A 20,726-nucleotide genomic window follows, 5' to 3' on the forward strand; every position below is an offset into this window, starting at 1 on the left:
CGGATCGACGCAGCGAGGGGGCAACCATGAGGCTGCGGTTCCTGGGGATCATCCCGAACACGCCCGTTGACGACTCCCCGACCATCTGGCTGGAGGAGGACACCGGGGATCTGCTGATCCAGTCCTACAAGGCCACGGAGGAAGAGGTGCAGGCGTGCCAGGAGATCGGGTCGATCCCCGGTCACAGCACGGACGTGCCGGATCACGAGACGATCATCCGGCTTCCCGCTGTCATGCTGAAGTACATCCCGCGACCGGAGGGCAACAACGGTGAAGTACCCCGTACGTGAGGGGCTGGCGAAGGCCCGGCACTCCGCCGTACATCTGGAGATGCGCGACGCATACACCCCGGATGATCCGGAGTTCGCCCGCTGGCGCGCTGGCCACCGGTACGACGGCGATCCTGCGAGGCTTCCTGACTGGTGGGGGACGTGGCGGGACCTGGTACAGGAGACGACGGCTCGCGGCGTGGTGATGCGGCGGGCCCGGATCGTGTCGGAGCCGCTGACGGACTACATCCGATACGAGCACGACATGACGTTCGCCAACGTGGCGGCGGGTGAACTGGTGCGCTGGCTGCCCCGGCGCCGGGCTGCCGACATCCCGCTGCCCGGTACCGACCTGTGGATGTTCGACGGGGAAACGGTCTTGTTCACGTACTTTTCCGGGGTCGGGGAAGTCGTTGACCGGGAGTTGCGAACCGACGCCGAGGCCGTCCAACTGGCCATATCAGCCTTTGAGTTGGTGTGGCAGCGGGCCACGCCGCACGAGGAGTACAAACCGGTCTAGCGCGTCATGCCCGAATCAAGCAGTGTCCAGCAAGCCCGGCAGCTCCTCGCCAACCGCCTACGGGAGCTGGTCCATGACTCCGGGTTGGAGGGGAAGGAAGTAGCCGCGCTGTGCGGCTGGGCCCCGTCCAAGGTCTCCCGCATCGCGACGGGGCGGCAGAAGCCCAGCGAGGATGACATTCGCGCATGGTGCGCAGCCTGCGGGGCCCAGGAGCAGACAGCGGACCTGGTGGCCTCCCTGCGGGCCGTAGAAGGCATGTGGGTGGAATGGCGCCGCATGGAACGTGCAGGGCTGCGACGGGCACAGCAGGCGGTTCTGCCCCTGTTCGAGCGAACTCACTGGTTCCGCGCCTACTCCTCATGGTTCGTGCCGGGGCTCCTTCAGACCGCCGGGTACACCGAGGACGTGTTGCGCGCTGTCCAGCGAAGGCGGGTCACGGTTGATGACGTGGCCGACGCGGTGACCGTCCGCATGGAGCGCCAGCGCGTGCTCCACGACGCTTCCCGTCGCTTCGCGTTCCTGGTCGAGGAATCCGTGTTGAGCAACGGACTCGGGGACGCTGACACACAGACCGAACAGCTTGAGCGACTGCTCGTCGTCGGCACGCTGCCCAACATCAGCGTGGGAGTGGTCCCCACCCGTCTAGAGCGGACTCGCATGCCGGTAGAGGGGTTCTGGATCTTCGACACGGCGCAGGTGAACGTGGAGCTCGTCTCCGGGCATCTCACGTTGACGCAGCCCAGCGAGGTGGGCATGTACGCCGACACGTTCGCCACGCTGGCCGACATGGCGGTCTACGGCCAGAAGGCCCGCGCGCTGATCGTCAAAGCGCGTGAATCGCTGCGGTAATCCGCGCGCAATCAGGCGCAATCGGCTGTGAGTCGGGGGCCTGGGGTGCCTAGCGTGGTGACTGACGGATCACACGAGGGGACCGCGCCGATGGCAACGAGGACCGATGCACCCGCAACTGACCTAATCAACGGGGAAGTTGGGTACGTCGTGTCCCACGCAGTGTGCGGCTACGCGCTGACGGCACGCCGCTAGGCCCCTGCCTCGCTGCGGACGTCGATACCGCATCGAGTCTCCCAACCCCACGGGAAGCCCGCAGGAGAGACAGGTACAAACCCCCGTCCGGTCGCATGCCCCGTGAAGCGGAGACGGCCGGGTGGGGCACAAGCGCCCGCCCTGGTTGGCGGAAACCCTGGACAGGTCGAGCAACCGGGGCGGGCCTCTATCAGGGAGGAACGCACATGCACGATGCACGCGCCCTACTGACCCCTGACGGGTTCGAGGGTGTGGTCGCCACAGTGCGCGACAACAACCTCGACATGCCCGACGCTACGGCACAGCGGATCGTGGTGGAAGCGCTCAAGTTCGTTGCCGCTGCTGCCCAGTTCCCCAAGGCGAAGATCACTCCATCCAACGTCGTGGACGAGGGATGGCACGCACTGATCTTGCATACGAACCTGTACACGAAGCTGTGCGAGCGGCTGGGGCGGTTCGTGGACCACTGGCCTGAGCGACCCGACGAGGAGCGGCACGACCCGCACGCGCTGACTCGCACGGTGGCGCTGATCGAACAGGCCGGGTACGGCGTGGACGGCGAGCTGTGGACAGGGCCGACCAGGGCGCTGGTAGCCGTGGCCGCGAACTGCTCGCACACTCCCAAGCCAGGCGGGTGCGGGCCGATCAACCCCGGCAAGTGCGCTTCGCACTGTTCGGGCGGGAATGGGGGCGGGGGTAGCTAGGCTGCCCGCACGTACGGCTGAGAGGTGAGCGCATGGACGCGGAGCAGGCCCGGCAGGTGGACGCCACGTTGAGGCGTCTGGGTATCCCCGGTGTGGTCGCGCCGGAGGATCCGGAGGACCCGGCGGGAGCGTGGCGTGTGTACGACAGTGCCGATCCGACGACACGCAGGGACACGACCGCCGACGCGCTGGCGTCCGTCGTGGCGAAGTTCCGCGAGACCAGCCCCGAGTCCCCGGAGAAGCGGCAGCAAGGTCCGGCGCGGGGGTTCGTCTTCCCGTCCGAGGAAGGCTGACGATCCACACGGCCCCGGTCGGCACGTTGCCCGTGTGCCGGCCGGGGCTTTTGCTGCCCTGAGCTGGGGCGTTGGCCGTAGCCTGAGCCCATGGACGAGATGCCGCAGGACCACCGCCCGGCCAAGAGTGTGCGCGTTCTCCTCGCCGAGGACCAGGGCATGATGCGGGGCGCTCTCGCCCTCTTGCTCGGCATGGAGGAGGATCTCGACGTCGTCGCTCAGGTCGGTGCGGGCGACGAGATCGTCGACGCGGCGCTGGTCGCACGCCCGGACGTGGCGCTGCTCGACATCGAACTGCCGGGCCGCAGCGGCCTGGAGGCCGCGGCCGACCTGCGTGAGCAGTGTCCCGACTGCCGGGTCCTCATCCTCACGACCTTCGGCAGGCCCGGCTATCTGCGCCGCGCCATGGAGGCCGGAGCGGTCGGCTTCCTGGTCAAGGACGGGCCCGTCGAGGAGCTTGCCGAGTCGATCCGCCGGGCGCTGCGGGGCGAGACGGTCATCGACCCGGCGCTCGCCGCCGCCGCACTGAGCGCGGGGCCGAACCCGCTGACCGACCGCGAGGCGGACGTCCTCAAGGCCTCCGTGGACGGCGCCACGGTCGCCGACATCGCGGGCAAGCTCCATCTGTCGGAGTCGACCGTGCGGAACTATCTGTCGGCGGCGATCGGGAAGACGGGGACGCGAAACCGGATGGAGGCGGTGCGGGAGGCGCGGCATCAGGGGTGGCTGTAGCAGTTGTGCCACCGCAGCGCACCGTCACCTCACCGCACCGCACCGTCACCGGCTTCGCCGAGTTCGTCCTCAATCGCCGGACGGGCTCTTCCGACGTTGCCTCGGACGAGGAGAGCCGTCAGCCCGACTTCGCAGCCGCGGCCCCCCGGGCCCTCGGCATCCACAGCAGCAGCACGACCACGGCCGCGAGCAGAATGAACCCGCTCGTCCGGAACGCCGCCGCGTACCCGTCGGTGAGCGCCTGCGGTGACGTCGAGCCGTTCATCTGCGCGGCGGCCACCGTGGACAGCACCGCGAGGCCGAGCGCGCCGCCCATGGTGCGGGAGGTGTTGATCAGGCCGGAGACGAGACCCGCGTCGTCCGGCCGGGCGCTCGACGTGGCGAGCGAGGCGAGCGGGGTCGTGGCGAGGCCCGCACCGAGCATCATCACGATGCCGGGCAGCATGACCGAGGTGACGTACGCGCCGTCGACCGTCATCGTCGACTGCCAGCCGAAGCCCGCGGCGGCCACCACGATGCCGAGCACCGAGACGTTCTTCGCGCCGATCACCGGCATCAGGCGCGGCGCGAGCATCGAGCCGAGGACGACGGTGAACGAGGACGGCATGAGGGCCAGGCCGGCCTTCAGCGGCGAGTAGCCGAGGACGTTCTGGGTGTAGAGCGTCATGAACATCCACATCGCGAACATGCCGCCGCCGCACACGAACATCGCGGCGTTCGCGGCCGACACCGTCCGCACCTTGAACAGCTTCAGCGGCATCAGCGGCACCTTCGTGCGCGACTCCACCACGAGGAACGCCGCGAGCAGGGCGAGCCCCGCCGCCAGGGGCGCCAGGGTGGCGGCCGCCGTCCAGCCCTTCTCCTCCGTCTGCACGATGCCGTACGCGAGGGTGGCGAGGCCGCCCGTCACGAGCACCGCGCCCGGCACGTCCAGGCGGCGCGTCCGATCGGCCTTGCTCTCGGTGAGCCAGACCAGGCCCGCGACGATCACCAGGGCGCCGACCGGCACGTTGATCAGGAGCACCCAGCGCCAGGAGAGCAGGTCCGTGAGGACTCCGCCGACCAGTCCGCCGGCCGCGCCGCCGCCCGCGCCGACCGCGGTCCAGACGCCGATCGCCCGCGCCCGCGCGGCACCCTCCGGCACCGCCGACGTGAGGATCGTCAGGGTCGACGGCGCGAGGATCGCGGCGCCGAGGCCCTGCACGGCCCGCGCCGTGAGGAGCTGCCACTCGGCCTGCGCGAGGCCGCCGCCGAGCGAGGCGACGGTGAAGAGCGCGAGGCCGACGAGGAACATCCGCTTGCGCCCGAAGAGGTCTCCGGCCCGCCCGCCGAGCAGCATGAAGCCCGCGAAGGCTATGGAGTACGCGTTGACGACCCATTGCAGGCCGATGGCGCTCATGCCGAGGTCGGCGCGCATCGACGGCAGCGCGGTGTTCACCACGGACACGTCGAGGACGACGAGGAACTGGCCCGCGCAGGCCGTCATCAGCACCGCCCACACCGGCACGGATCTCTTCGGCGGGGCGGTGGCGGAGGTCGTGGAGGACGACGATGCGGGGGCGGAGCCGGAGCCGGTGTCGGCCGCGTAAGAGGTGGGGGGCTTCTGGACCATGACAGCCATCCTCTCAAGTGGGACCCGAGCGGTGCATCGGAAATTCGCTGGACGCGGCCTCGGTCGGCAGGACTAGGACCTGGGGGCCTCCGCCCCCTCACCTCCGCAGCATCGTCACCACCGCCGCCCCGCCAAGGCCGATGTTGTGCGCGAGCCCCACCCGCGCTCCCTCGACCTGCCGCGCCGCCGCCTCGCCGCGCAGCTGCCAGGTCACCTCGGCGATCTGAGCGAGGCCGGTCGCCCCCAGCGGGTGGCCCTTGGAGATGAGGCCGCCGGAGGGGTTGACCACCCATCGGCCGCCGTACGTCGTCGCGCCGCTCTCGACGAGTTTCCCCGACTCGCCCGGCTCGCACATGCCGAGCGCCTCGTACGTCAGGAGCTCGTTGACGGAGAAGCAGTCGTGCAGCTCGACGACGTCGACGTCCTCGATGCCGAGCCCCGACCTCTCGTACACCTGGCGGGCCGCCGCCCGCGACATCGGCTGGCCGACGGCGTCGATGCACGACCCGGAGGCGAAGGACGCGCCGGTGTCGGTGGTCATGGCCTGGGCGGCGATCTCCACCGCCCGGTCCGCGAGGCCGTGCCGTTCCACGAAGCGCTCGGAGACCACGACCGCCGCCGCCGAACCGTCCGACGTCGGGGAGCACTGGAGCCTGGTGAGCGGGCGGTGGATCATCTTGGCGGCGAGGATCTCGTCGACGGTGTACGCGTCCTGGAACTGCGCGTACGGGTTGTTCGTGGAGTGCCGGTGGTTCTTGGCGCCGACCGCGGCGAGCTGCGCCTCGGTGGTGCCGTACTTCTCCATGTGCTCGCGGGCCGCGTTGCCGAAGATCTGCGCGGTGGGCGGCGTCATCTCGAAGCCGTGCCGGGCAGCCATGATCCCGTAGTGGCGGGCGACCGGCGACGTCTTGCCGAATCCATCAGCGGCTTCGCCGCGGGCGCCCCCGTCGCTGCCGCCGCCCAGTGAGCCGCGCGCCATCTTCTCGAAGCCGAGCGCGAGCACGCAGTCGCTCAGGCCGCCCTCGACGAACTGCCGCGCCATCATCAGCGCGGTCGACGCGGTCGCGCAGTTGTTGTTGACGTTGTAGACGGGCACGCCGGTCAGACCGAGTTCGTAGACGGCGCGCTGGCCGGCGGTCGAGGCCTGGAAGCAGTAGCCGACGGGGACCTGTTCCACTTGGCCGTAGGAGATCCCGGCGTCGTCCAGGGCCTTCGTACCCGCTTCCTTCGCCATGTCCCAGTACTGCCAGTCGCGCGTCTCGGGCTTCTCGAACCTGGTCATTCCGACGCCGACGACGTACGCCTTCATGATGTCCCTTTCGCTGGCCGGGGGTTCAAAGACAGGCTCTCAGTCACGGGGCAGGCCGAGGATCCGCTCGGCGACGACGTTGAGCTGGACCTGAGTGGTGCCGCCCGCGATGGTCAGGCAGCGCGACATCAGGAAGCCGTGCAGCGCCCGTTCCCCCGGGCCCTCGCGGACCGCGCCCGCCGGGCCGAGGAGTTCGAGGGTCAGTTCGGCGACCTTCTGCTGGTGGGGGGTCTGGATGAGTTTGCGTACGGAAGCGCCCGCGCCCGGCTCCGCGCCCGCGACCTGCCGGAGGGTGGTGCGCAGCCCGATGCAGGCGAGGGCGTGTGCCTCGGCGGCGAGCGCTCCGATGCGGGCCCGGTACGCGCCGTCGAGTTCACCGGCGCGGGCGATGAGCGCTTCGAGGCCGGTGTCAAAAGTCAACTGGTCCGCCATGTGGACGCGTTCGTTGCCGAGAGTGTTGCGGGCGACGCGCCAGCCGTCGTCGATCTCCCCGACGACGGCGTCCTCGGGGAGGAACACGTCGTCGAAGTACACCTCGTTGAAGAGGGCGTCGCCGGTGATCTCCTTGAGCGGGCGGATGTCGATCCCGCCCCCCTCGCCCGCGGCGGCCTTCATGTCGACGAGGAAGTACGTCAGCCCCTTGTGCTTGGGCGCCGACGGGTCGGTACGGGCGAGGAGGATCCCGTGGTCCGCCCACTGGGCCGCGCTCGTCCACACCTTCTGGCCGTTCACGCGCCAGCCGCCCTCGACGCGCTCGGCCCTGGTGCTCAGGGACGCGAGGTCGGAGCCCGCGCCGGGCTCGCTGAAGAGCTGGCACCAGAGCAACTCGCCGCGCAGGGTGGGCCCGAGGAAGCGTGCGCGCTGCTCCTCCGTGCCGTACGCGATGAGGGAGGGAATCACCCAGGTCGCGATGCCGAGGTCGCTGAGTTTGACTCCGGCGACCTTCAACTCCTCCTGTACGGCGAGTTGTTGGACGGGGCCCGCGCCCAGGCCGTACGGCTCGGGCAGGTGCGGGGCGGCGTAGCCGGTGGGGGCGAGCGCCTTGCGGGCCGCCGCCGGGTCGAGTCCGCGGGCCGGGGCGATGGCCGCGCGGGCCCGGGCCCGGTGCTCCGCGGCCTCTTCGGGGAGCTCCAGGCGCAGTTCGCGGCGCGCGCCGCCCTGCGCGAGCCGGACGGCACGCAGCCGGTGCGCGTCGCCCGCGCCGAGCAGTTGCCGGGCCACGACCGCCCGGCGCAGATACAGGTGCGCGTCGTGTTCCCAGGTGAACCCGGTGCCGCCGAGGATCTGCACGCAGTCCTTGGCGCAGGTGCAGGCGGCGTCGAGGGCGGTGGCCGCGGCGAGTGCGGTGGTCAGGCCGCGTACGTCGGCGGCCGCCTCGGGGTCGCCCGCCGCGCGGGCCGCGTCCCAGGTCAGGGCGCGGGCCTGTTCGACGCGGACCAGCATGTCGGCGCAGAGGTGCTTGACGCCCTGGAACTGTCCGATCGGGCGGCCGAACTGCTCGCGCACCTTGGCGTGTTCGGCCGCGGTGTGCAGCGCCCACGCCGCGGTGCCGCACGCGTCGGCGGCCAGCACGGCGGCGGCCAGGTCGCGGACGGCCGCGGCGTCGACGGCGAGGACGCGGTCCGCGGGGACGTGCGCCGCCCGCGCGCTCACCTCGGCGGTGGGCCGGGTCGGGTCGGCGCTGTCGTGCGTACGGACGGTCAGCGCGGCGGCGTCGACCGCCAGCCACACCGGGCCCGCCGCCGACGCGGCGGCAAGGATCAGCAGGTCCGCCTCGCCCCCGGAGAGCACGGGCGGCGCCGTGCCGTCCAGGACGTGGCCGTCGGGCCCCGCGACGGCGGTGAGCGTGCCCGCGTCCAGCGCCACGGCGCCGATCCGGGCGCCGCTCGCCAGGTCCGCGGCGAGCGTGTGCGCGCCCGCGCGGTGCAGCACCAGGGAGGCGAGTGAGCTCGCCACGAGCGGCCCGGGGAGCGCGACCCGCGCCGCCTCTTCGAGGACGACGGCGAGGTCGAGGAGGTCCCCGCCCCCGCCCCCGTACTCCTCGGGCAGGTGGACCCCGAGCAGCCCCTGCCCGGCCAGCCCGTCCCAGTGGGCGGGCCGGGCGCCGCCGGGAACGGCCCCCTTTGCGCCGGGTGGGAGCGACAGCCCCGGAGAGGGGTCGAGTGAGGCGTCGAGCAGTTTGCGCACTTCCTCGGGTGGCACGGCGCGGGCGATCCAGCCCCGCACGGCCGACGCCAACTCCCCTTGTTCCCGCGTGATTCCGATCCCCATGCGCATCCTCGCCGGTAGCCGCTGCCGGGACGGCGACAGAGTAGAACACGTTTCAACCTGACGGAAGGTCAGATGCGCGGCGGCTTGGCGGGCGCCTCAGAGGTCGCCGAGGACCCGGCTGATGAAAGGGTTAACAACAGGTCAAGAGTTCCTCTGGTACGACATCCGTCGGAATAGTCGCCCCGGGAAACAGGTTCGAGCTACACGTACACGCCGCCGTGCGCGTACGGATCCACGTACTCCTGCCGAGTTCCCTGCCGCCCCGGAGGCCCCAAGCAATGTCGATGTCGACGACCCACCCACGTGGCATACGCGGAGTCGTCCCCGTACTCGCCTTCTCCGGCATCGTCGTCGCGGTGATGCAGACCCTGCTCGTGCCGGTCATCAAGGACCTGCCGGAGCTGCTGCGCACCTCACCGTCGAACGCCACCTGGGTCATGACGTCGACCCTGCTCGCGGGCGCCGTCTCCACGCCGATCATGGGCCGCCTCGGCGACCTCTACGGCAAGCGGAAGATGCTGCTCAGCAGCCTCGCCGTGATGGTCGTCGGGTCGCTGATCTGCGGATTCACCGACGATCTCGTCGTGATGATCGTGGGCCGCGCGCTGCAGGGCTTCGCCATGGGCGCCATCCCGCTCGGCATCGGCCTGATGCGTGACGAGCTGCCCCGCGAGAAGCTCGGCTCCGCGATGGCCCTGATGAGCTCCTCCATCGGCGTCGGCGGCGGCCTCGCCCTGCCGGTCGCCGCGCTGATCGCGCAGAACGCCGACTGGCACGCGCTGTTCTTCGGCTCGGCGGGGCTCGGCGTCCTCTCCATCCTGCTGACCCTCGTCTTCGTGCCGGAGAGCCCGGTCCGCGCCGAGGGCACCTTCGACGTGCTCGGCGCGCTCGGCCTCTCCGCCGGTCTCGTCCTGTTCCTGCTGCCGATCACCAAGGGCAGCGACTGGGGCTGGGGCTCCTCCACCACGCTCGGCCTGTTCGCCGCCGCCGCCGTCGTCCTCGTCCTGTGGGGCGTGATGGAGCTGCGCGTGAAGGCCCCGCTTGTGGACCTGCGCACCACGGTCCGCCGCTCGGTGCTCTTCACCAACCTCGCCTCGATCATGGTCGGCGTCGCCTTCTACGCCGTCTCCCTCGTCCTGCCCCAGCTGCTCCAGCTGCCGACAGCGACCGGCTACGGCCTCGGCCAGTCCATGGTCGTCGCGGGCCTGTGCGTGATGCCGCTCGGCCTGACGATGATGTTCACGGCGCCCGTCTACGCCCGCCTGTCGGCGAAGTACGGCCCGAAGGTGACCCTCATCCTCGGCATGCTGATCATCACGATCGGCTACGGCGCGGGCCTCGGCCTGATGAGCGCCGCCTGGCAGACGGTCGTCATCGCGGTGCTCCTCGGCGCGGGCATCGGCCTCGCCTACTCCTCGCTGCCCGCGCTCATCATCGGCTCCGTCGACCCGTCCGAGACGGGCGCGGCCAACGGCCTCAACACCCTGATGCGCTCCATCGGCACCTCGGTGTCGAGCGCCGTGATCGGCATGGTCCTGGCCAACACCGCGGACCACGTCGGGGGCGTCGCCGTCCCCACCATGCACGGCTTCCGCGTCTCGTTCCTGATCGCCGCGGGCGCTGTCGTCGTCGGCCTGTTCTTCGCCCTCATGCTGCCCTCCGCGCGCCGCTCGGTCACCACGCAGCTGCGCGCGAGCAGCGAGGAGGACGCCCATCTGGAGCGCGCCGCCGAGGTGCTCGCGGGCTTCCACGGCCTGGTGCGGGGCGCGGACGGGACGCCCGTCCCCCGCGCGAAGGTGACGCTGATCGACCGCCGCGGCAAGCAGGCGGGCGCCGCGCTCACCGACGACGAGGGCCGCTACGCCCTCGACGTCCCGGCAGGCGGCAGTTACGTCCTCGCGGCCACCGCCACCGGCCACGCGCCGCGCGCCTCGGCGGCCGCGTACCACGGGGACGACCGCCCCGTACGGGTCGACCTGGCGCTTTCGGGCGCGGCCGACGAGAGCGACGTGCCGGCCTGACGCGTCAGCGCCGCAGGCCCGGCAGGTCCCTCCGCCGCGCAGGACCGTCAGGTCCCTCCGCCGCGCAGGACCGTCAGGTCCCTCCGCCACGCACACCCCCGTCACCCAGGTGGCGGGGGTGGCGTGCATCATGGCGCCCACACCCACCCATGACACCTACGACCTGGAGGAAGCCCGTGGCCATGGCCGCCGAGCCCAAGCCGGAGACTCTCGCCGCCTTCGAGTCCGCCAAGGGCTTCATGCCGCGCGGCGAGGGGCTCGCGCTGTACGCGGCCGCGACGGAGGCGGCCGAGCTCGGCCTGCCGCTCCTGGAGGTCGGCACGTACTGCGGGCGCTCCACCATCCTGCTGGCCGACGCGGCGCGGCGGGCCGGGGTGAGCGCGATCACCGTGGACCACCACAGGGGCAGCGAGGAGCAGCAGCCCGGCTGGGAGTACCACGACCCGGAGACGGTGGACCCCGAGGTCGGCCGGATGGACACGCTGCCCACCTTCCGCCGCACGCTGCACCGGGCGGGCCTGGAGGAGCACGTGATCGCCGTCGTCGGGCGCTCGCCGCAGGTGGCGAAGGCGTGGGGCGGCGCGCTCGGCCTCGTCTTCATCGACGGCGGCCACACGGACGAGCACGCCACGGCCGACTACGAGGGCTGGGCGCCGCACGTCGCCGAGGGCGGCCTGCTCGTCATCCACGACGTGTTCCCCGACCCGGTCGACATCATGACCGGGCAGGCGCCGTACCGCGTCTACCTCAGGGCCCTGGAGTCCGGCGCGTTCACCGAGGTCTCGGTGACGGACTCGCTGCGCGTGCTGCGGCGGACGGGGCCGGGGATCTGACCGCGCGGGGGCCGGAGCCGGGGATCTGACCGCGCGGGGACCGGGCGCCGGGCCGCAATGAGGAGCGGGGATCCGGCGCCGCGGATAGGCTCGCCCCGTGTCGTACGTAGGTCCGGAATTCGATCCCTCCCAGCCGCCCCGGCGCCGCTTCGGCCGTCCGCTGACGGTGACCGTCGCCGCGCTCGTGCCGGCCTGTCTGGCGGGCTGGCTCATCTACCAGGCGACGAGCGGGCCCGACGGGGATGAACCGGCGAGATCGCTGCCGGTCTCTTCGAGCACGTCCGACGGCGCGAACGCGTCGGACGGGTCCTCCTCGTCCACTCCCTCCGGGAGCCGCGGGCCCGACAAGGGGAGGGACAAGGGCGACAAGAGCGACAAGGACGGCAAGGGTTCGGACAGCGACGACAACGATTCGGCCACGAAGCCGACCACGCCACGCCGTCCCGCACCCGACGGCCCCCTCAAGGGCAAGGTCGTCGTGGTCGACCCGGGCCACAATGCCGGAAACTTCCAGCACACGGCGGAGATCAACCGTCAGGTCGACATCGGGACGAACCGCAAGGCGTGCGACACGACGGGGACGTCCACCAACGGCGGCTACACCGAGGCGAAGTTCACCCTGGCGGTCGCCCGCGACCTGCGCACGCTGCTCGAAAAGCAGGGCGCCACGGTCAAGTTCACCCAGGACGGCGACCGGCCCTGGGGCCCGTGCGTCGACGAACGCGCCCGGATCGGCAATCAGGCCCACGCCGACGCGGTGGTCTCCATCCACGCGGACGGCTCCGCGGCAGGCAACCGCGGCTTCCACGTGATCCTGCCCGCGAAGGTGAAGTCCGGCGCGGCCGACACCTCGGCGATCGTCGCCCCCTCCAAGGAGTTGGGCGAACGCATCGCCGGAAAGTTCGTCGCCGTGACGGGCAGCGCCCCCTCGAACTACGTCGGCGGCGGCACCGGCCTCGACGTCCGCAAGGACCTCGGCGGCCTCAATCTCTCCACCGTTCCCAAGGTATTCATCGAGTGCGGCAACATGCGGGACGCGACGGACGCGGCCCTGCTGACCAGTGGTGCGTGGCAGCAGAAGGCCGCGCAGGGGATTTCTGAGGGAATCGCGGGATTCCTGCGCCGGTAGCGCGCAGACGTCTTCGCTTCCGAGGCGTGGACGTCTTTATCCCGAGCAGACACCCCGCGTGTCCGGACGATATTGTCCTCCCTACGATGAGGGGCCACCCCCGCGCTTCGCGCCCCGCGACACGACCGCGACTACGGCGACAGCGACGCCTCCACTGACGAGACGACTGACGAAGGACCTGAAGTGAATTTCCGCTCCCTCACTCGAGGCGACGGCGTGGTGATCGGAGCAGCGGTGTTGCTCTTCATCGCCTCGTTCCTCAACACTTTCGACGGCGACGGTGACGACGTCCCCAACGCCTGGGACAATGGCAACCTGCTGATGAGCGTGTACCTGCTCGGCATCATCGGCGCAGCGCTCATCGCTGTCGGCCGCGCCATGCAGCCGCAGCGCAAGGTCGCGGGCTTCGACCTGGGGCAGCTGGGCGTCGCCTTCACGCTGGCCGCCGCCTGGTCCTCGCTCGGCGCCATCTTCGACACCGACCAGTCCTTCGGTGTCATCTTCAACCAGCTCGGCGCGCTGGGCGGCGGAGGCCGTGGCACCGACTCCCCTGACGCCGGTGTCGGCCTCATCCTCGGCCTGATCGCGGCCCTCGTGCTCGCCGCCGGTGCGGTCGCGACCCTGCTCGTCCCGGCCCTGAAGGCCCCCCTCATGGGCGCCCCGCGTCCGGCCGCCCCGCAGCCCTACGGCGGCCAGCCGCAGGGTGGCTACGGCTACCCGGGTGCCGGTGCGGGTCAGCCGCAGCCGGGTGCGCCCTATGGCGGTCAGCCGGGTCAGCCGCAGGGCCAGTCCTTCGGCGGGCAGCAGCCGCAGCCGCAGGCCGGGCAGACGCCGCCGCCCGCGCAGGCGCAGCCGGCCGGTGACTTCTCGCCGTTCTGGTTCGCCGTGCCGGTGCCGCGTCCGCTGTACGCGGAGGACGGCTCGCCCACGCCGATCGCCGAACTGGCGCCCGGCACCTGGTACTTGGCCGTCGAGCAGCGCGGCCCCGGCCTGGTGGCCCAGACGCAGGACGGCCGTCGCGGCGTCCTTCAGGACACCACGGGGATCCAGCGCGGCTGAGTCCAGCGCAGCGGTTTCGCGGCCCCTCGCCCTTCCGGGCGGGGGGCCGTTGTCGTACAGTCCCTCCCCGACATACCCCACCTGACACCCCGTCAGTTCACCAGGGAGGCAGGCCTATGCGGCTCGGGCTCGCACTCGGCTACTGGGGGCGCGGCCCCGACCCCGGCCACGTCGCCCTCGCCCAGGAGGCCGAGCGGCTCGGCTACGACTCCGTGTGGACGGCCGAGGCCTGGGGCTCGGACGCCTTCACTCCGCTGACCTGGATCGCCGCGCGGACCTCGCGGATCAGGCTCGGCACGGCCGTCGCGCAGATGGCCGCGCGCTCCCCGGTCACCACCGCCATGCACGCGCTCACCCTCGACCACCTCTCCGGCGGGCGGATGTTGCTCGGCCTCGGGCTTTCCGGGCCGCAGGTGGTGGAGGGCTGGTACGGGCGGCCGTTCCCGAGGTCGCCGCTGACCGCGACCCGCGAATACGTCGAGGTGATCCGCCAGGTCCTGCGGCGCGAGGGGCCGGTGGAGCTGGCGGGCCGCTTCCACTCCCACCCGTACGACGGCGAGGACGGCACAGGGCTCGGCAAGCCCCTCAAGCCGATCACCCACCCCCTCCGCGCCGACCTGCCGGTGCTGCTCGGCGCCGAGGGCCCCAAGAACATCGCGCAGACGACGCGCATCGCGGACGGCTGGCTGCCGCTGTACTGGTCGCCGCTGCGGACGGACGTGTACGAGGCGTCGCTGACCGGCCTGCGGGAGGGTTTCACCATCGCCCCGATGGCCCGCGCGAAGGTGTGCGAGGACGTCGCGGAGGGCCTGCTCCCGGTCAAGGCCATGCTCGGCTTCTACATCGGCGGGATGGGCCACTCGGCCCGCAACTTCCACGCCGACCTGATGGCGCGCATGGGGTACGAGGCCGAGGCCCGGCACATTCAGGAGCTGTTCCTCGCGGGGCGCAGGGAGGAGGCGGTCCTCGCCGTGCCCGACGCCTTCGCCGACGAGATCTCCCTGGTCGGCCCGCGCGCACGGATCGCCGAACGGCTCGATCTGTTGCGCCAGGGCCCGGTGACGGACTTGCTCGTGCTCGCCCCCGACCCGCACACCCTGCGGGTCCTCGCCGAGCTCAACTCCTGAGTCCCGCCTCCCAATTTTCAGACGCGCTCCGATTGGCCATCGTCGCTGGCGCCTTACCCATCTCGCTCGACACTTGGGACTGCGGAGCATTGACGCCTTGAACCAGGGCCCACCCGGAGACGTTCGGCGAATTGAAGAACCGCATCAGCACGGAGCCCTCACCGGGCCCCTGGGCCAACTCGTTGCCACCAACGCCTGGTTGCTGTCTCACTTACCTCGAAAGCCAGCAACCACCCTTTGCTGATACGGCGATTGAAGTTGACGCAAATGGCATCACAACGCACGCGGGGTAGAGGTAAGCTCTCCCTGCCATACACACTCAACTCTTTGGAGAGACACATGCGACTCAAGAGACGTTCGTCCTCGATGCTCACAGTTGGTGCGCTCCTGGGGGTGTCCCTCGCGGGTTTCAGCGCAACTGACGCGAGCGCACAGCCGTTTATTTGCACGATCAACCACCTGCCTACGAATAGCTCCAGCGGAGTGGTCCACATGACCAAGACCGTCTGGCTCAAGCAGGGCCCTTACGCAAACTGTGACGACTCGGGTCACATATTCAAGGGCAAGAAGTTCTACATTTGGTGCTTCGTCAACAATACCCACGGCAACGTGTGGTATTTCGGGCGCGAAGCTGGCACAGATGAAAAGGGTTACGTGTACGCGGGTAACACCAGCAACTTGTCTGGATCATTGAACGAGTGCCCCATCTGAACCAACAGTAAATTCGGCTCTCACGCCCCCATGGCACAGGTGGTGAGGCGGCGCAAACGTATGCAGTCATGGACAGCACGCGCTTATTCACGACGCCTCGACATGGAAGTCTCGGAGGATCCGTCAGGGTCTTCTTCGAACCACGACAGGCTCAGGATGATCGTCGCTACCTGCGCCCCCAATGGGGCTGACGAGTCCGACGCAAGGATCGCAGCCTCACCAGCCCTGATGCCTGATGGCCGACGGCAGCATGACGCCAACTTAAACTTCCGTCGACCATCAGGCGGCCGTCCGTTTCGACGCTTGGCTCGTTATGGCAATCGTATGCTTCCTGCCTCGATGGCCGACTCCCCCTAGGAGCTTGACCAGGAATCCACCATCGCACGGCCTTTACCTGCCACATGAATAGTCCACACTCCACAGCAACAGGGGACGCTTTCCACCTGAGCTGGGACGTTAGGCAGTTGGCGTTTTTATGCCCTCAGCCCCTGCGGCGTGATGACACCTTGCTCTCCGTAGCAGGGACGCCTGTTCGAGTAGACTCGCGGCGGACGCCCGTCATGAATACAGGCGATGATCTCCGCTGAAGAGGACCCTTGTGTGACAGGCGTATCGCCGACGCAATCCTATTCGGTATACACCTGCATACCGAACGACAGGCCAGTACGGAGAATTTTAACGGAGTTTTCCAGGTCAGCACTAACCCTTGCTGAGTTCCCCGGCCGACGGCACCTTGTCCTTGACCTCGGCGCCCGCGCTGCTGCCCGCGCCCTTCACGTCCTTGATGATGTCGTCGAAGGAGTTCACGACCGAGTCCGTCCCCTCGCCCTTGCGGAGCTTGGAGGGGAGGTCCTTCAGGGCGTCGATGCCGGACGTCAGCGGGGCCACCGCCTTGGAAAGGGTGGGGTCGCCCTTCGCGTTCTTCGTCGCGGCCTTCAGCCTGTTGTACGTGAACGCGCCCGCGAGGCCCGCCTTGACCAGGGCGAACTTGCGGCCGTTCGCGCCCTTCTTGAACTTGCCCGCGCGGTACGGCTTCACGATCCACTGGTAGGTCGCGCCCGCGGCGAGCCCCGCGTTGGCGACGAAGCGGGTCTTGGCGAACTTCTGCTTCTCGGCGCTGCTGCTGGTGGACGGCGCGGACGCGGTGGCGGTGTCCTCGCCGCTGCCGCCGCAGGCCGTCGCACCGGCCAGCAGGGTGCAGCAGAGCGTGAGGGAAACTCCGGCACGGTGGACGGTTACGGTGCTGGGCACGGCGGGGCCTCCAGGCGTGGGCTGAGCGGCGCGCGGGAGCGCGCGGACCTGCTCGCACCCTCACCCGGCCCGCCGTGCCCCGCCACCGGGGTGGACCCGAACGGGTTTCGAACGGCGGCTTCCCCGGTACCCGGCCGCCATGTCTCCCACACGGCACTCCCACGGCAGCACCGCGGGACGGGTCATAGCGCTCGTCGCCGACATCATGGCCGCGATACTCGGCCTGTGGATCCTCATGTACCTGCTGGACGCGAACCGCGCCAACGACCTCGTCCAGTTCATCCACGACGCGGCCCGCTGGCTGGCCGGCTGGTCGCACGACCTGTTCACGTTCGACGAGGCCTGGGCCAGGGTCGTGGCGGGCTACGGCCTCGCCGCCGTCGTCTACCTGCTCGTCGGCCACGCCCTCGCGGGACGCCTGCGCCGCTACTGAGTGACGTCTACCGGGCCACGTCGCAGCAGTCCGGGTCGAGGCCGCTCGGCAGGCGCTCGCCCGAGAAGACGGCGCAGGTCGCCTCGTCGCCGCCGAGTGCCGCCACCGCGAGGAGCAGCGAGCCCGCCGTCCAGGTGGTGAGCTCCGCGGGCCAGAGCGCCTTGTCGTCGAAGACGTAGCCCGTCCAGTACAGGCCCGACTCCGCGTCGCGCAGGTGCTGGATGGACTGCAGGATCTCCAGGGCGCGGTCCGACTCCCCCAACACCCAGAGGGCCAGGGCGAGTTCGGCGCTCTCGCCGCCGGTGACCCAGGGGTTGGGGACCACGCAGCGCACCCCGAGGCCGGGCACGACGAAGCGGTCCCAGCCCTCCTCTATGCGGGACTTGGCCTCCGCGCCGGTCAGCGCGCCGCCGAGGACCGGGTAGTACCAGTCCATCGAGTAGCGGTCCTTGTCGAGGAAGCGCTCGGGGTGGCGGCGGATCGCGTGGGCGAGGGCGCCGGCCGCGAGCTCCCAGTCGGGCTGCGGCTCGTCGCGCTGCTCGGCGACGGCCAGGGCGCAGCGCAGGGCCTGGTGGATGGAGGAGGAGCCGGTCAGGAGCGCGTCGGTGACCGGCGTGCCGTCGGCCTCCCGCTTCCAGCCGATCTGGCCACCGGGCTGCTGCAGCGCGAGGACGAACTCGACGGAGGCGACCACGGCGGGCCACATGCGGTCCAGGAACCCCTCGTCGCCGGTCGAGAGGTAGTGGTGCCAGACGCCCACCGCGAGGTAGGCGCAGAAGTTGCTCTCGCGGCCGTGGTCGGTGACGTCGTCCGGGTCGCCGTCGGCGTACGCCGCGTACCAGGAGCCGTCGGGGTTCTGGTGGCGCGCGAGCCAGTCGTAGGCGCGCTCGGCGGCCGCGTGCTCGCCCGCCGCGTCCAGGGCCATGGCGGCCTCGGTGTGGTCCCACGGGTCCAGGTGGTGCCCGCGGAACCACGGGATGGCGCCGTCCTCGCGCTGCACGGCGAGGATGCCGCGGACCGTCGCCATGGCCTGATCGGCCGTCAGGACGCCGGGCAGGACGAGGTGTTCGGTCCGCTCCGGGCTCGTCACTTGGCGTCCGCCGCGGCGTCGGCCGAGGCCTTCGGCAGGTGCGGCTTGGTGGCGTAGGCGACGAAGCTCTTGCCGACCACGGGGTTGAGCAGCTGCTCGGCGACCCGGGTCGCGAGGGGCTTCTTCATGATGTCCCAGACCAGGAGCTTGTGGTAGGCGCGGACCGGCAGCGCCTTGTCGTTGTCGACGCCGAACGCGCACTTGAGCCACCAGTACGGCGAGTGCAGCGCGTGGGCGTGGTGTGTGCCGTACGGCTTGAGGCCGGACTCCCGCATCCTGTCGAGGAGTTCGTCGGCCTTGTAGATGCGGATGTGGCCGCCCTCGACCTCGTGGTAGGCATCGGAGAGGGTCCAGCAGACCTTCTCCGGGCCGTAGCGCGGGACGGTGACCGCGATGCGGCCGCCGGGCCTGAGGACGCGCACCATCTCCGCGAGGACGCCCTTGTCGTCGGGGATGTGCTCCATGACCTCGGAGATGATCACGACGTCGAACGAGGCGTCGGGGAAGGGCAGGTTGAGCGCGTCGCCCTCCATCGCGGTGGCGGTCGCGCCCGCGGGCGCCTCGCCCGCCTCCTTCATCGCCGCGAACCACTTGGCGACCTCGCGGATCTCCTCACCGTTCTGGTCGAGGGCCACCACCTGGGCGCCGCGCCGGTAGCACTCGAAGGCGTGCCGGCCCGCTCCGCAGCCCAGGTCGAGCACGCGATCGCCGGCGGCGAGCGGGAAGCGGGTGAAGTCGACGGTCAGCACGTGGCCCTGCTTTCGGGGTGAGGTCCTGCAACTTCGGGGGCGGCCGCGACCTCGGGGGCGGGCGCGGTCGCCGGGACGGCGTGGCCGCGGGCCACCGCGCGGGCGGCGCCCTGGGCTGCGGAGCGGTCGATCGCCGTGCGGTAGAGCTCCGCGGTGCCCTGGGCGGCGCGGGCCCAGGTGAACTTGGCAAGGACGCGCGCGCGGCCCGCCGCGCCGAGCCTGGCCCGCAGCCCGGCGTCGCCGAGGAGCCGGTCGAGGCCGAGCGCGAGCGCTCCCGCGTCGCCCGGCGGCACCGCGAGGCAGGTCTCGCCGTCGGGGCCCGCGACCTCGGGGATCGCGCCGCCGGTGGTCGCGAGGAGCGGGGTGCCCGTCGCCATCGCCTCGGCCGCGGGCAGCGAGAACCCCTCGTACAGCGAAGGGACGCAGGCGACCTGCGCCGAGCGGACGAGGTCGACGAGTTCGGCGTCGGTGATGCCCTTGACGAACTCGACGGCGCCCGCCAGTCCGTGCCGCTCGATGGCCTGGGCCACGGGTCCGTCCTCGGCGCGCCTGCCGACGACGACGAGGTGGGCGTCGGGATGCTCGGTGCGTGTCTTGGCGAGCGCCTCGATGAGGAAGACGAGGCCCTTGAGCGGGACGTCGGCGCTGGACGTCGTCACGATGCGGCCCGGCACCTCGGGGACCGCCGGGTCGGGCGAGAAGAGGTCGGTGTCGGCGCCGATGGGGACGACGCTGATGCGGTCGTCGCGCACGCCGAGGTGGTCGACGATCTCCTGGCGCGAGCTGCCGGAGACGGTGAGGACGGACGGCAGGCGGCGCGCGACCCGCTTCTGCATGCGCGTAAACGCGTACCAGCGGCGGACGGACATGCGGCGCTTGATGTCGGGCGCGGCGTCGAGCTCCAGGCGCCGGTCGACGGTGATGGGGTGGTGGATCGTGGTGACCAGGGGCGCGCCGAGGTCGCCGAGCAGGCCATAGCCGAGGGTCTGGTTGTCGTGCACGACGTCGAAGTCGCCGCGCCGGGCGCGCAGGTGCCGCCGGGCCCGCAGGCTGAAGGTGGTGGGCTCGGGGAAGCCGCCGGTCCACATCGTCGCCACTTCGAGGGCGTCGACCCAGTCGCGGTACTCGTCGCGCTTCGGGGTGCGGAAGGGGTCGGGCGAGCGGTAGAGGTCCAGGCTCGGGAGCTCGGTGAGCTTGAGGCCGGTCAGGTCCTCGCCCTCGTCGAGGACGGGATAGGGCTGTGCGCCGATCACCTCGACGCTGTGACCGAGCCGGGCGAGTTCGCGCGAGAGATGGCGGACGTAGACGCCCTGTCCCCCGCAGAACGGGTTCCCCTTGTACGTGAGGAGAGCGATGCGCAGCGGACGCTCGCCGTCCCGGCCGGGGCCCTTACGGGGGCCTGCCTCCATGGCCTCAGCGGTCACTCTCGGCCCCCTTCTTCCTGCAGCTCTCCGCGAGGTTACGCCGGGACGGTAATCTAGAACAAGTTTCAGACTTGATCGCTGAATGATCGCTGAACGAGCTTTGAATCTACCGGCAGGTAGGCGAGGTGTAAGGCCCGGATCAGGT

General features: G+C 70.7%; 20 protein-coding genes. 13 read left to right on the forward strand and 7 right to left on the reverse strand.

All coding sequences use genetic code 11. From position 1 onward, the window contains the following. The first annotated feature begins 26 nt into the window (after positions 1-26). The 6 genes from ACFVYL_RS32925 to ACFVYL_RS32950 all read left to right on the forward strand — a co-directional run bounded on the left by ACFVYL_RS32925 (position 27) and on the right by ACFVYL_RS32950 (position 3,562). Entirely contained in the window at positions 27-290 is a 264-nt protein-coding gene (locus ACFVYL_RS32925; RefSeq protein ID WP_389722491.1) for a hypothetical protein, read from the forward strand. Then, positions 271-789, forward strand: a complete 519-nt coding sequence (locus tag ACFVYL_RS32930; RefSeq protein WP_389722493.1) for a DUF6879 family protein — start codon at positions 271-273, stop codon at positions 787-789. The genes ACFVYL_RS32925 and ACFVYL_RS32930 overlap by 20 nt, the downstream gene beginning before the upstream one ends. A gap of 6 nt (positions 790-795) precedes the next feature. Continuing rightward, positions 796-1,638, forward strand: a complete 843-nt coding sequence (locus ACFVYL_RS32935; protein ID WP_389722495.1) for a helix-turn-helix domain-containing protein — start codon at positions 796-798, stop codon at positions 1,636-1,638. Between the two features lie 401 nt (positions 1,639-2,039). Next, positions 2,040-2,537, forward strand: a complete 498-nt coding sequence (locus ACFVYL_RS32940; protein ID WP_389722497.1) for a glycine-rich domain-containing protein — start codon at positions 2,040-2,042, stop codon at positions 2,535-2,537. 32 nt (positions 2,538-2,569) lie between these two features. Beyond that, on the forward strand, positions 2,570-2,830 hold the full coding sequence (locus tag ACFVYL_RS32945; protein WP_389722499.1) for a hypothetical protein: 261 nt from the start codon (positions 2,570-2,572) through the stop codon (positions 2,828-2,830). Positions 2,831-2,920: 90 nt separating this feature from the next. Further along, complete coding sequence (locus ACFVYL_RS32950; RefSeq protein ID WP_389722501.1) at positions 2,921-3,562, forward strand: response regulator; 642 nt, start codon at positions 2,921-2,923, stop codon at positions 3,560-3,562. Between the two features lie 118 nt (positions 3,563-3,680). Here ACFVYL_RS32950 and ACFVYL_RS32955 read toward each other — a convergent pair whose 3' ends face one another. From ACFVYL_RS32955 to ACFVYL_RS32965, 3 genes are all read right to left on the reverse strand, one after another. Further along, positions 3,681-5,174 (reverse strand): MFS transporter, encoded by a 1,494-nt coding sequence (locus ACFVYL_RS32955; RefSeq protein ID WP_389722503.1) that lies wholly within the window; start codon positions 5,172-5,174, stop codon positions 3,681-3,683. Between the two features lie 97 nt (positions 5,175-5,271). Beyond that, positions 5,272-6,483, reverse strand: coding sequence for a lipid-transfer protein (locus ACFVYL_RS32960; protein WP_389722504.1), 1,212 nt, complete (start codon positions 6,481-6,483; stop codon positions 5,272-5,274). A 39-nt stretch (positions 6,484-6,522) separates the two neighbouring features. Then, on the reverse strand, positions 6,523-8,754 hold the full coding sequence (locus ACFVYL_RS32965; protein ID WP_389722506.1) for an acyl-CoA dehydrogenase: 2,232 nt from the start codon (positions 8,752-8,754) through the stop codon (positions 6,523-6,525). A gap of 278 nt (positions 8,755-9,032) precedes the next feature. On the opposite strand from ACFVYL_RS32965, the gene ACFVYL_RS32970 reads away from it, so the two are divergent. The 6 genes from ACFVYL_RS32970 to ACFVYL_RS32995 all read left to right on the forward strand — a co-directional run bounded on the left by ACFVYL_RS32970 (position 9,033) and on the right by ACFVYL_RS32995 (position 15,634). Further along, positions 9,033-10,775 carry an MFS transporter gene (locus ACFVYL_RS32970; RefSeq protein ID WP_389722508.1) on the forward strand — a complete coding sequence of 581 codons (1,743 nt, stop codon included), beginning with the start codon at positions 9,033-9,035 and terminating at the stop codon, positions 10,773-10,775. A gap of 182 nt (positions 10,776-10,957) precedes the next feature. Further along, positions 10,958-11,608, forward strand: a complete 651-nt coding sequence (locus tag ACFVYL_RS32975; RefSeq protein ID WP_389722510.1) for a class I SAM-dependent methyltransferase — start codon at positions 10,958-10,960, stop codon at positions 11,606-11,608. Positions 11,609-11,705: 97 nt separating this feature from the next. Continuing rightward, on the forward strand, positions 11,706-12,737 hold the full coding sequence (locus ACFVYL_RS32980) for an N-acetylmuramoyl-L-alanine amidase (protein ID WP_389722512.1): 1,032 nt from the start codon (positions 11,706-11,708) through the stop codon (positions 12,735-12,737). A gap of 183 nt (positions 12,738-12,920) precedes the next feature. Next, on the forward strand, positions 12,921-13,796 hold the full coding sequence (locus ACFVYL_RS32985; protein ID WP_389722514.1) for a hypothetical protein: 876 nt from the start codon (positions 12,921-12,923) through the stop codon (positions 13,794-13,796). A gap of 116 nt (positions 13,797-13,912) precedes the next feature. Beyond that, positions 13,913-14,923, forward strand: a complete 1,011-nt coding sequence (locus tag ACFVYL_RS32990; protein WP_389722516.1) for an LLM class F420-dependent oxidoreductase — start codon at positions 13,913-13,915, stop codon at positions 14,921-14,923. Between the two features lie 492 nt (positions 14,924-15,415). Beyond that, positions 15,416-15,634 (forward strand): hypothetical protein, encoded by a 219-nt coding sequence (locus ACFVYL_RS32995; protein WP_389722518.1) that lies wholly within the window; start codon positions 15,416-15,418, stop codon positions 15,632-15,634. Positions 15,635-16,333: 699 nt separating this feature from the next. On the opposite strand, the gene ACFVYL_RS33000 is transcribed toward ACFVYL_RS32995, so the two are convergent. Next, positions 16,334-16,885 carry a hypothetical protein gene (locus ACFVYL_RS33000; RefSeq protein WP_389722520.1) on the reverse strand — a complete coding sequence of 184 codons (552 nt, stop codon included), beginning with the start codon at positions 16,883-16,885 and terminating at the stop codon, positions 16,334-16,336. Between the two features lie 139 nt (positions 16,886-17,024). Between ACFVYL_RS33000 and ACFVYL_RS33005 the strand changes: the two genes are divergently transcribed. After that, positions 17,025-17,318, forward strand: coding sequence for a hypothetical protein (locus tag ACFVYL_RS33005; protein WP_389722522.1), 294 nt, complete (start codon positions 17,025-17,027; stop codon positions 17,316-17,318). Positions 17,319-17,325: 7 nt separating this feature from the next. Here the strand turns inward: ACFVYL_RS33005 and ACFVYL_RS33010 are convergent, their stop codons facing one another. Genes ACFVYL_RS33010 through ACFVYL_RS33020 form a run of 3 tightly spaced genes read right to left on the reverse strand, consistent with a single transcriptional unit; the run spans position 17,326 to position 20,581 of the window. After that, on the reverse strand, positions 17,326-18,408 hold the full coding sequence (locus ACFVYL_RS33010) for a prenyltransferase (RefSeq protein WP_389722524.1): 1,083 nt from the start codon (positions 18,406-18,408) through the stop codon (positions 17,326-17,328). Beyond that, positions 18,405-19,157: a class I SAM-dependent methyltransferase gene (locus ACFVYL_RS33015; protein WP_389722526.1), complete on the reverse strand. Its 753-nt coding sequence runs from the start codon at positions 19,155-19,157 to the stop codon at positions 18,405-18,407. Before ACFVYL_RS33015 ends, ACFVYL_RS33010 begins: the two co-directional genes overlap by 4 nt. Continuing rightward, entirely contained in the window at positions 19,151-20,581 is a 1,431-nt protein-coding gene (locus ACFVYL_RS33020) for a glycosyltransferase family 4 protein (protein ID WP_389722528.1), read from the reverse strand. Before ACFVYL_RS33020 ends, ACFVYL_RS33015 begins: the two co-directional genes overlap by 7 nt. Positions 20,582-20,726: the final 145 nt, after the last annotated feature.

The sequence above is a fragment of the Streptomyces sp. NPDC058308 genome (assembly GCF_042880275.1).
GTDB lineage: Bacteria > Actinomycetota > Actinomycetes > Streptomycetales > Streptomycetaceae > Streptomyces.

What these genes read in the sequence shown, in the direction of transcription:
- ACFVYL_RS32925 (WP_389722491.1), top strand. Translation starts at nt 27, where the DNA reads ATGAGGCTGCGGTTCCTGGGGATCATCCCGAACACGCCCGTTGACGAC.
- ACFVYL_RS32935 (WP_389722495.1), top strand. Translation starts at nt 796, where the DNA reads ATGCCCGAATCAAGCAGTGTCCAGCAAGCCCGGCAGCTCCTCGCCAAC.
- ACFVYL_RS32940 (WP_389722497.1), top strand. Translation starts at nt 2,040, where the DNA reads ATGCACGATGCACGCGCCCTACTGACCCCTGACGGGTTCGAGGGTGTG.
- ACFVYL_RS32945 (WP_389722499.1), top strand. Translation starts at nt 2,570, where the DNA reads ATGGACGCGGAGCAGGCCCGGCAGGTGGACGCCACGTTGAGGCGTCTG.
- ACFVYL_RS32950 (WP_389722501.1), top strand. Translation starts at nt 2,921, where the DNA reads ATGGACGAGATGCCGCAGGACCACCGCCCGGCCAAGAGTGTGCGCGTT.
- ACFVYL_RS32955 (WP_389722503.1), bottom strand. Translation starts at nt 5,174, where the DNA reads ATGGTCCAGAAGCCCCCCACCTCTTACGCGGCCGACACCGGCTCCGGC.
- ACFVYL_RS32960 (WP_389722504.1), bottom strand. Translation starts at nt 6,483, where the DNA reads ATGAAGGCGTACGTCGTCGGCGTCGGAATGACCAGGTTCGAGAAGCCC.
- ACFVYL_RS32965 (WP_389722506.1), bottom strand. Translation starts at nt 8,754, where the DNA reads ATGGGGATCGGAATCACGCGGGAACAAGGGGAGTTGGCGTCGGCCGTG.
- ACFVYL_RS32970 (WP_389722508.1), top strand. Translation starts at nt 9,033, where the DNA reads ATGTCGATGTCGACGACCCACCCACGTGGCATACGCGGAGTCGTCCCC.
- ACFVYL_RS32975 (WP_389722510.1), top strand. Translation starts at nt 10,958, where the DNA reads ATGGCCGCCGAGCCCAAGCCGGAGACTCTCGCCGCCTTCGAGTCCGCC.
- ACFVYL_RS32990 (WP_389722516.1), top strand. Translation starts at nt 13,913, where the DNA reads ATGCGGCTCGGGCTCGCACTCGGCTACTGGGGGCGCGGCCCCGACCCC.
- ACFVYL_RS32995 (WP_389722518.1), top strand. Translation starts at nt 15,416, where the DNA reads ATGACCAAGACCGTCTGGCTCAAGCAGGGCCCTTACGCAAACTGTGAC.
- ACFVYL_RS33005 (WP_389722522.1), top strand. Translation starts at nt 17,025, where the DNA reads ATGTCTCCCACACGGCACTCCCACGGCAGCACCGCGGGACGGGTCATA.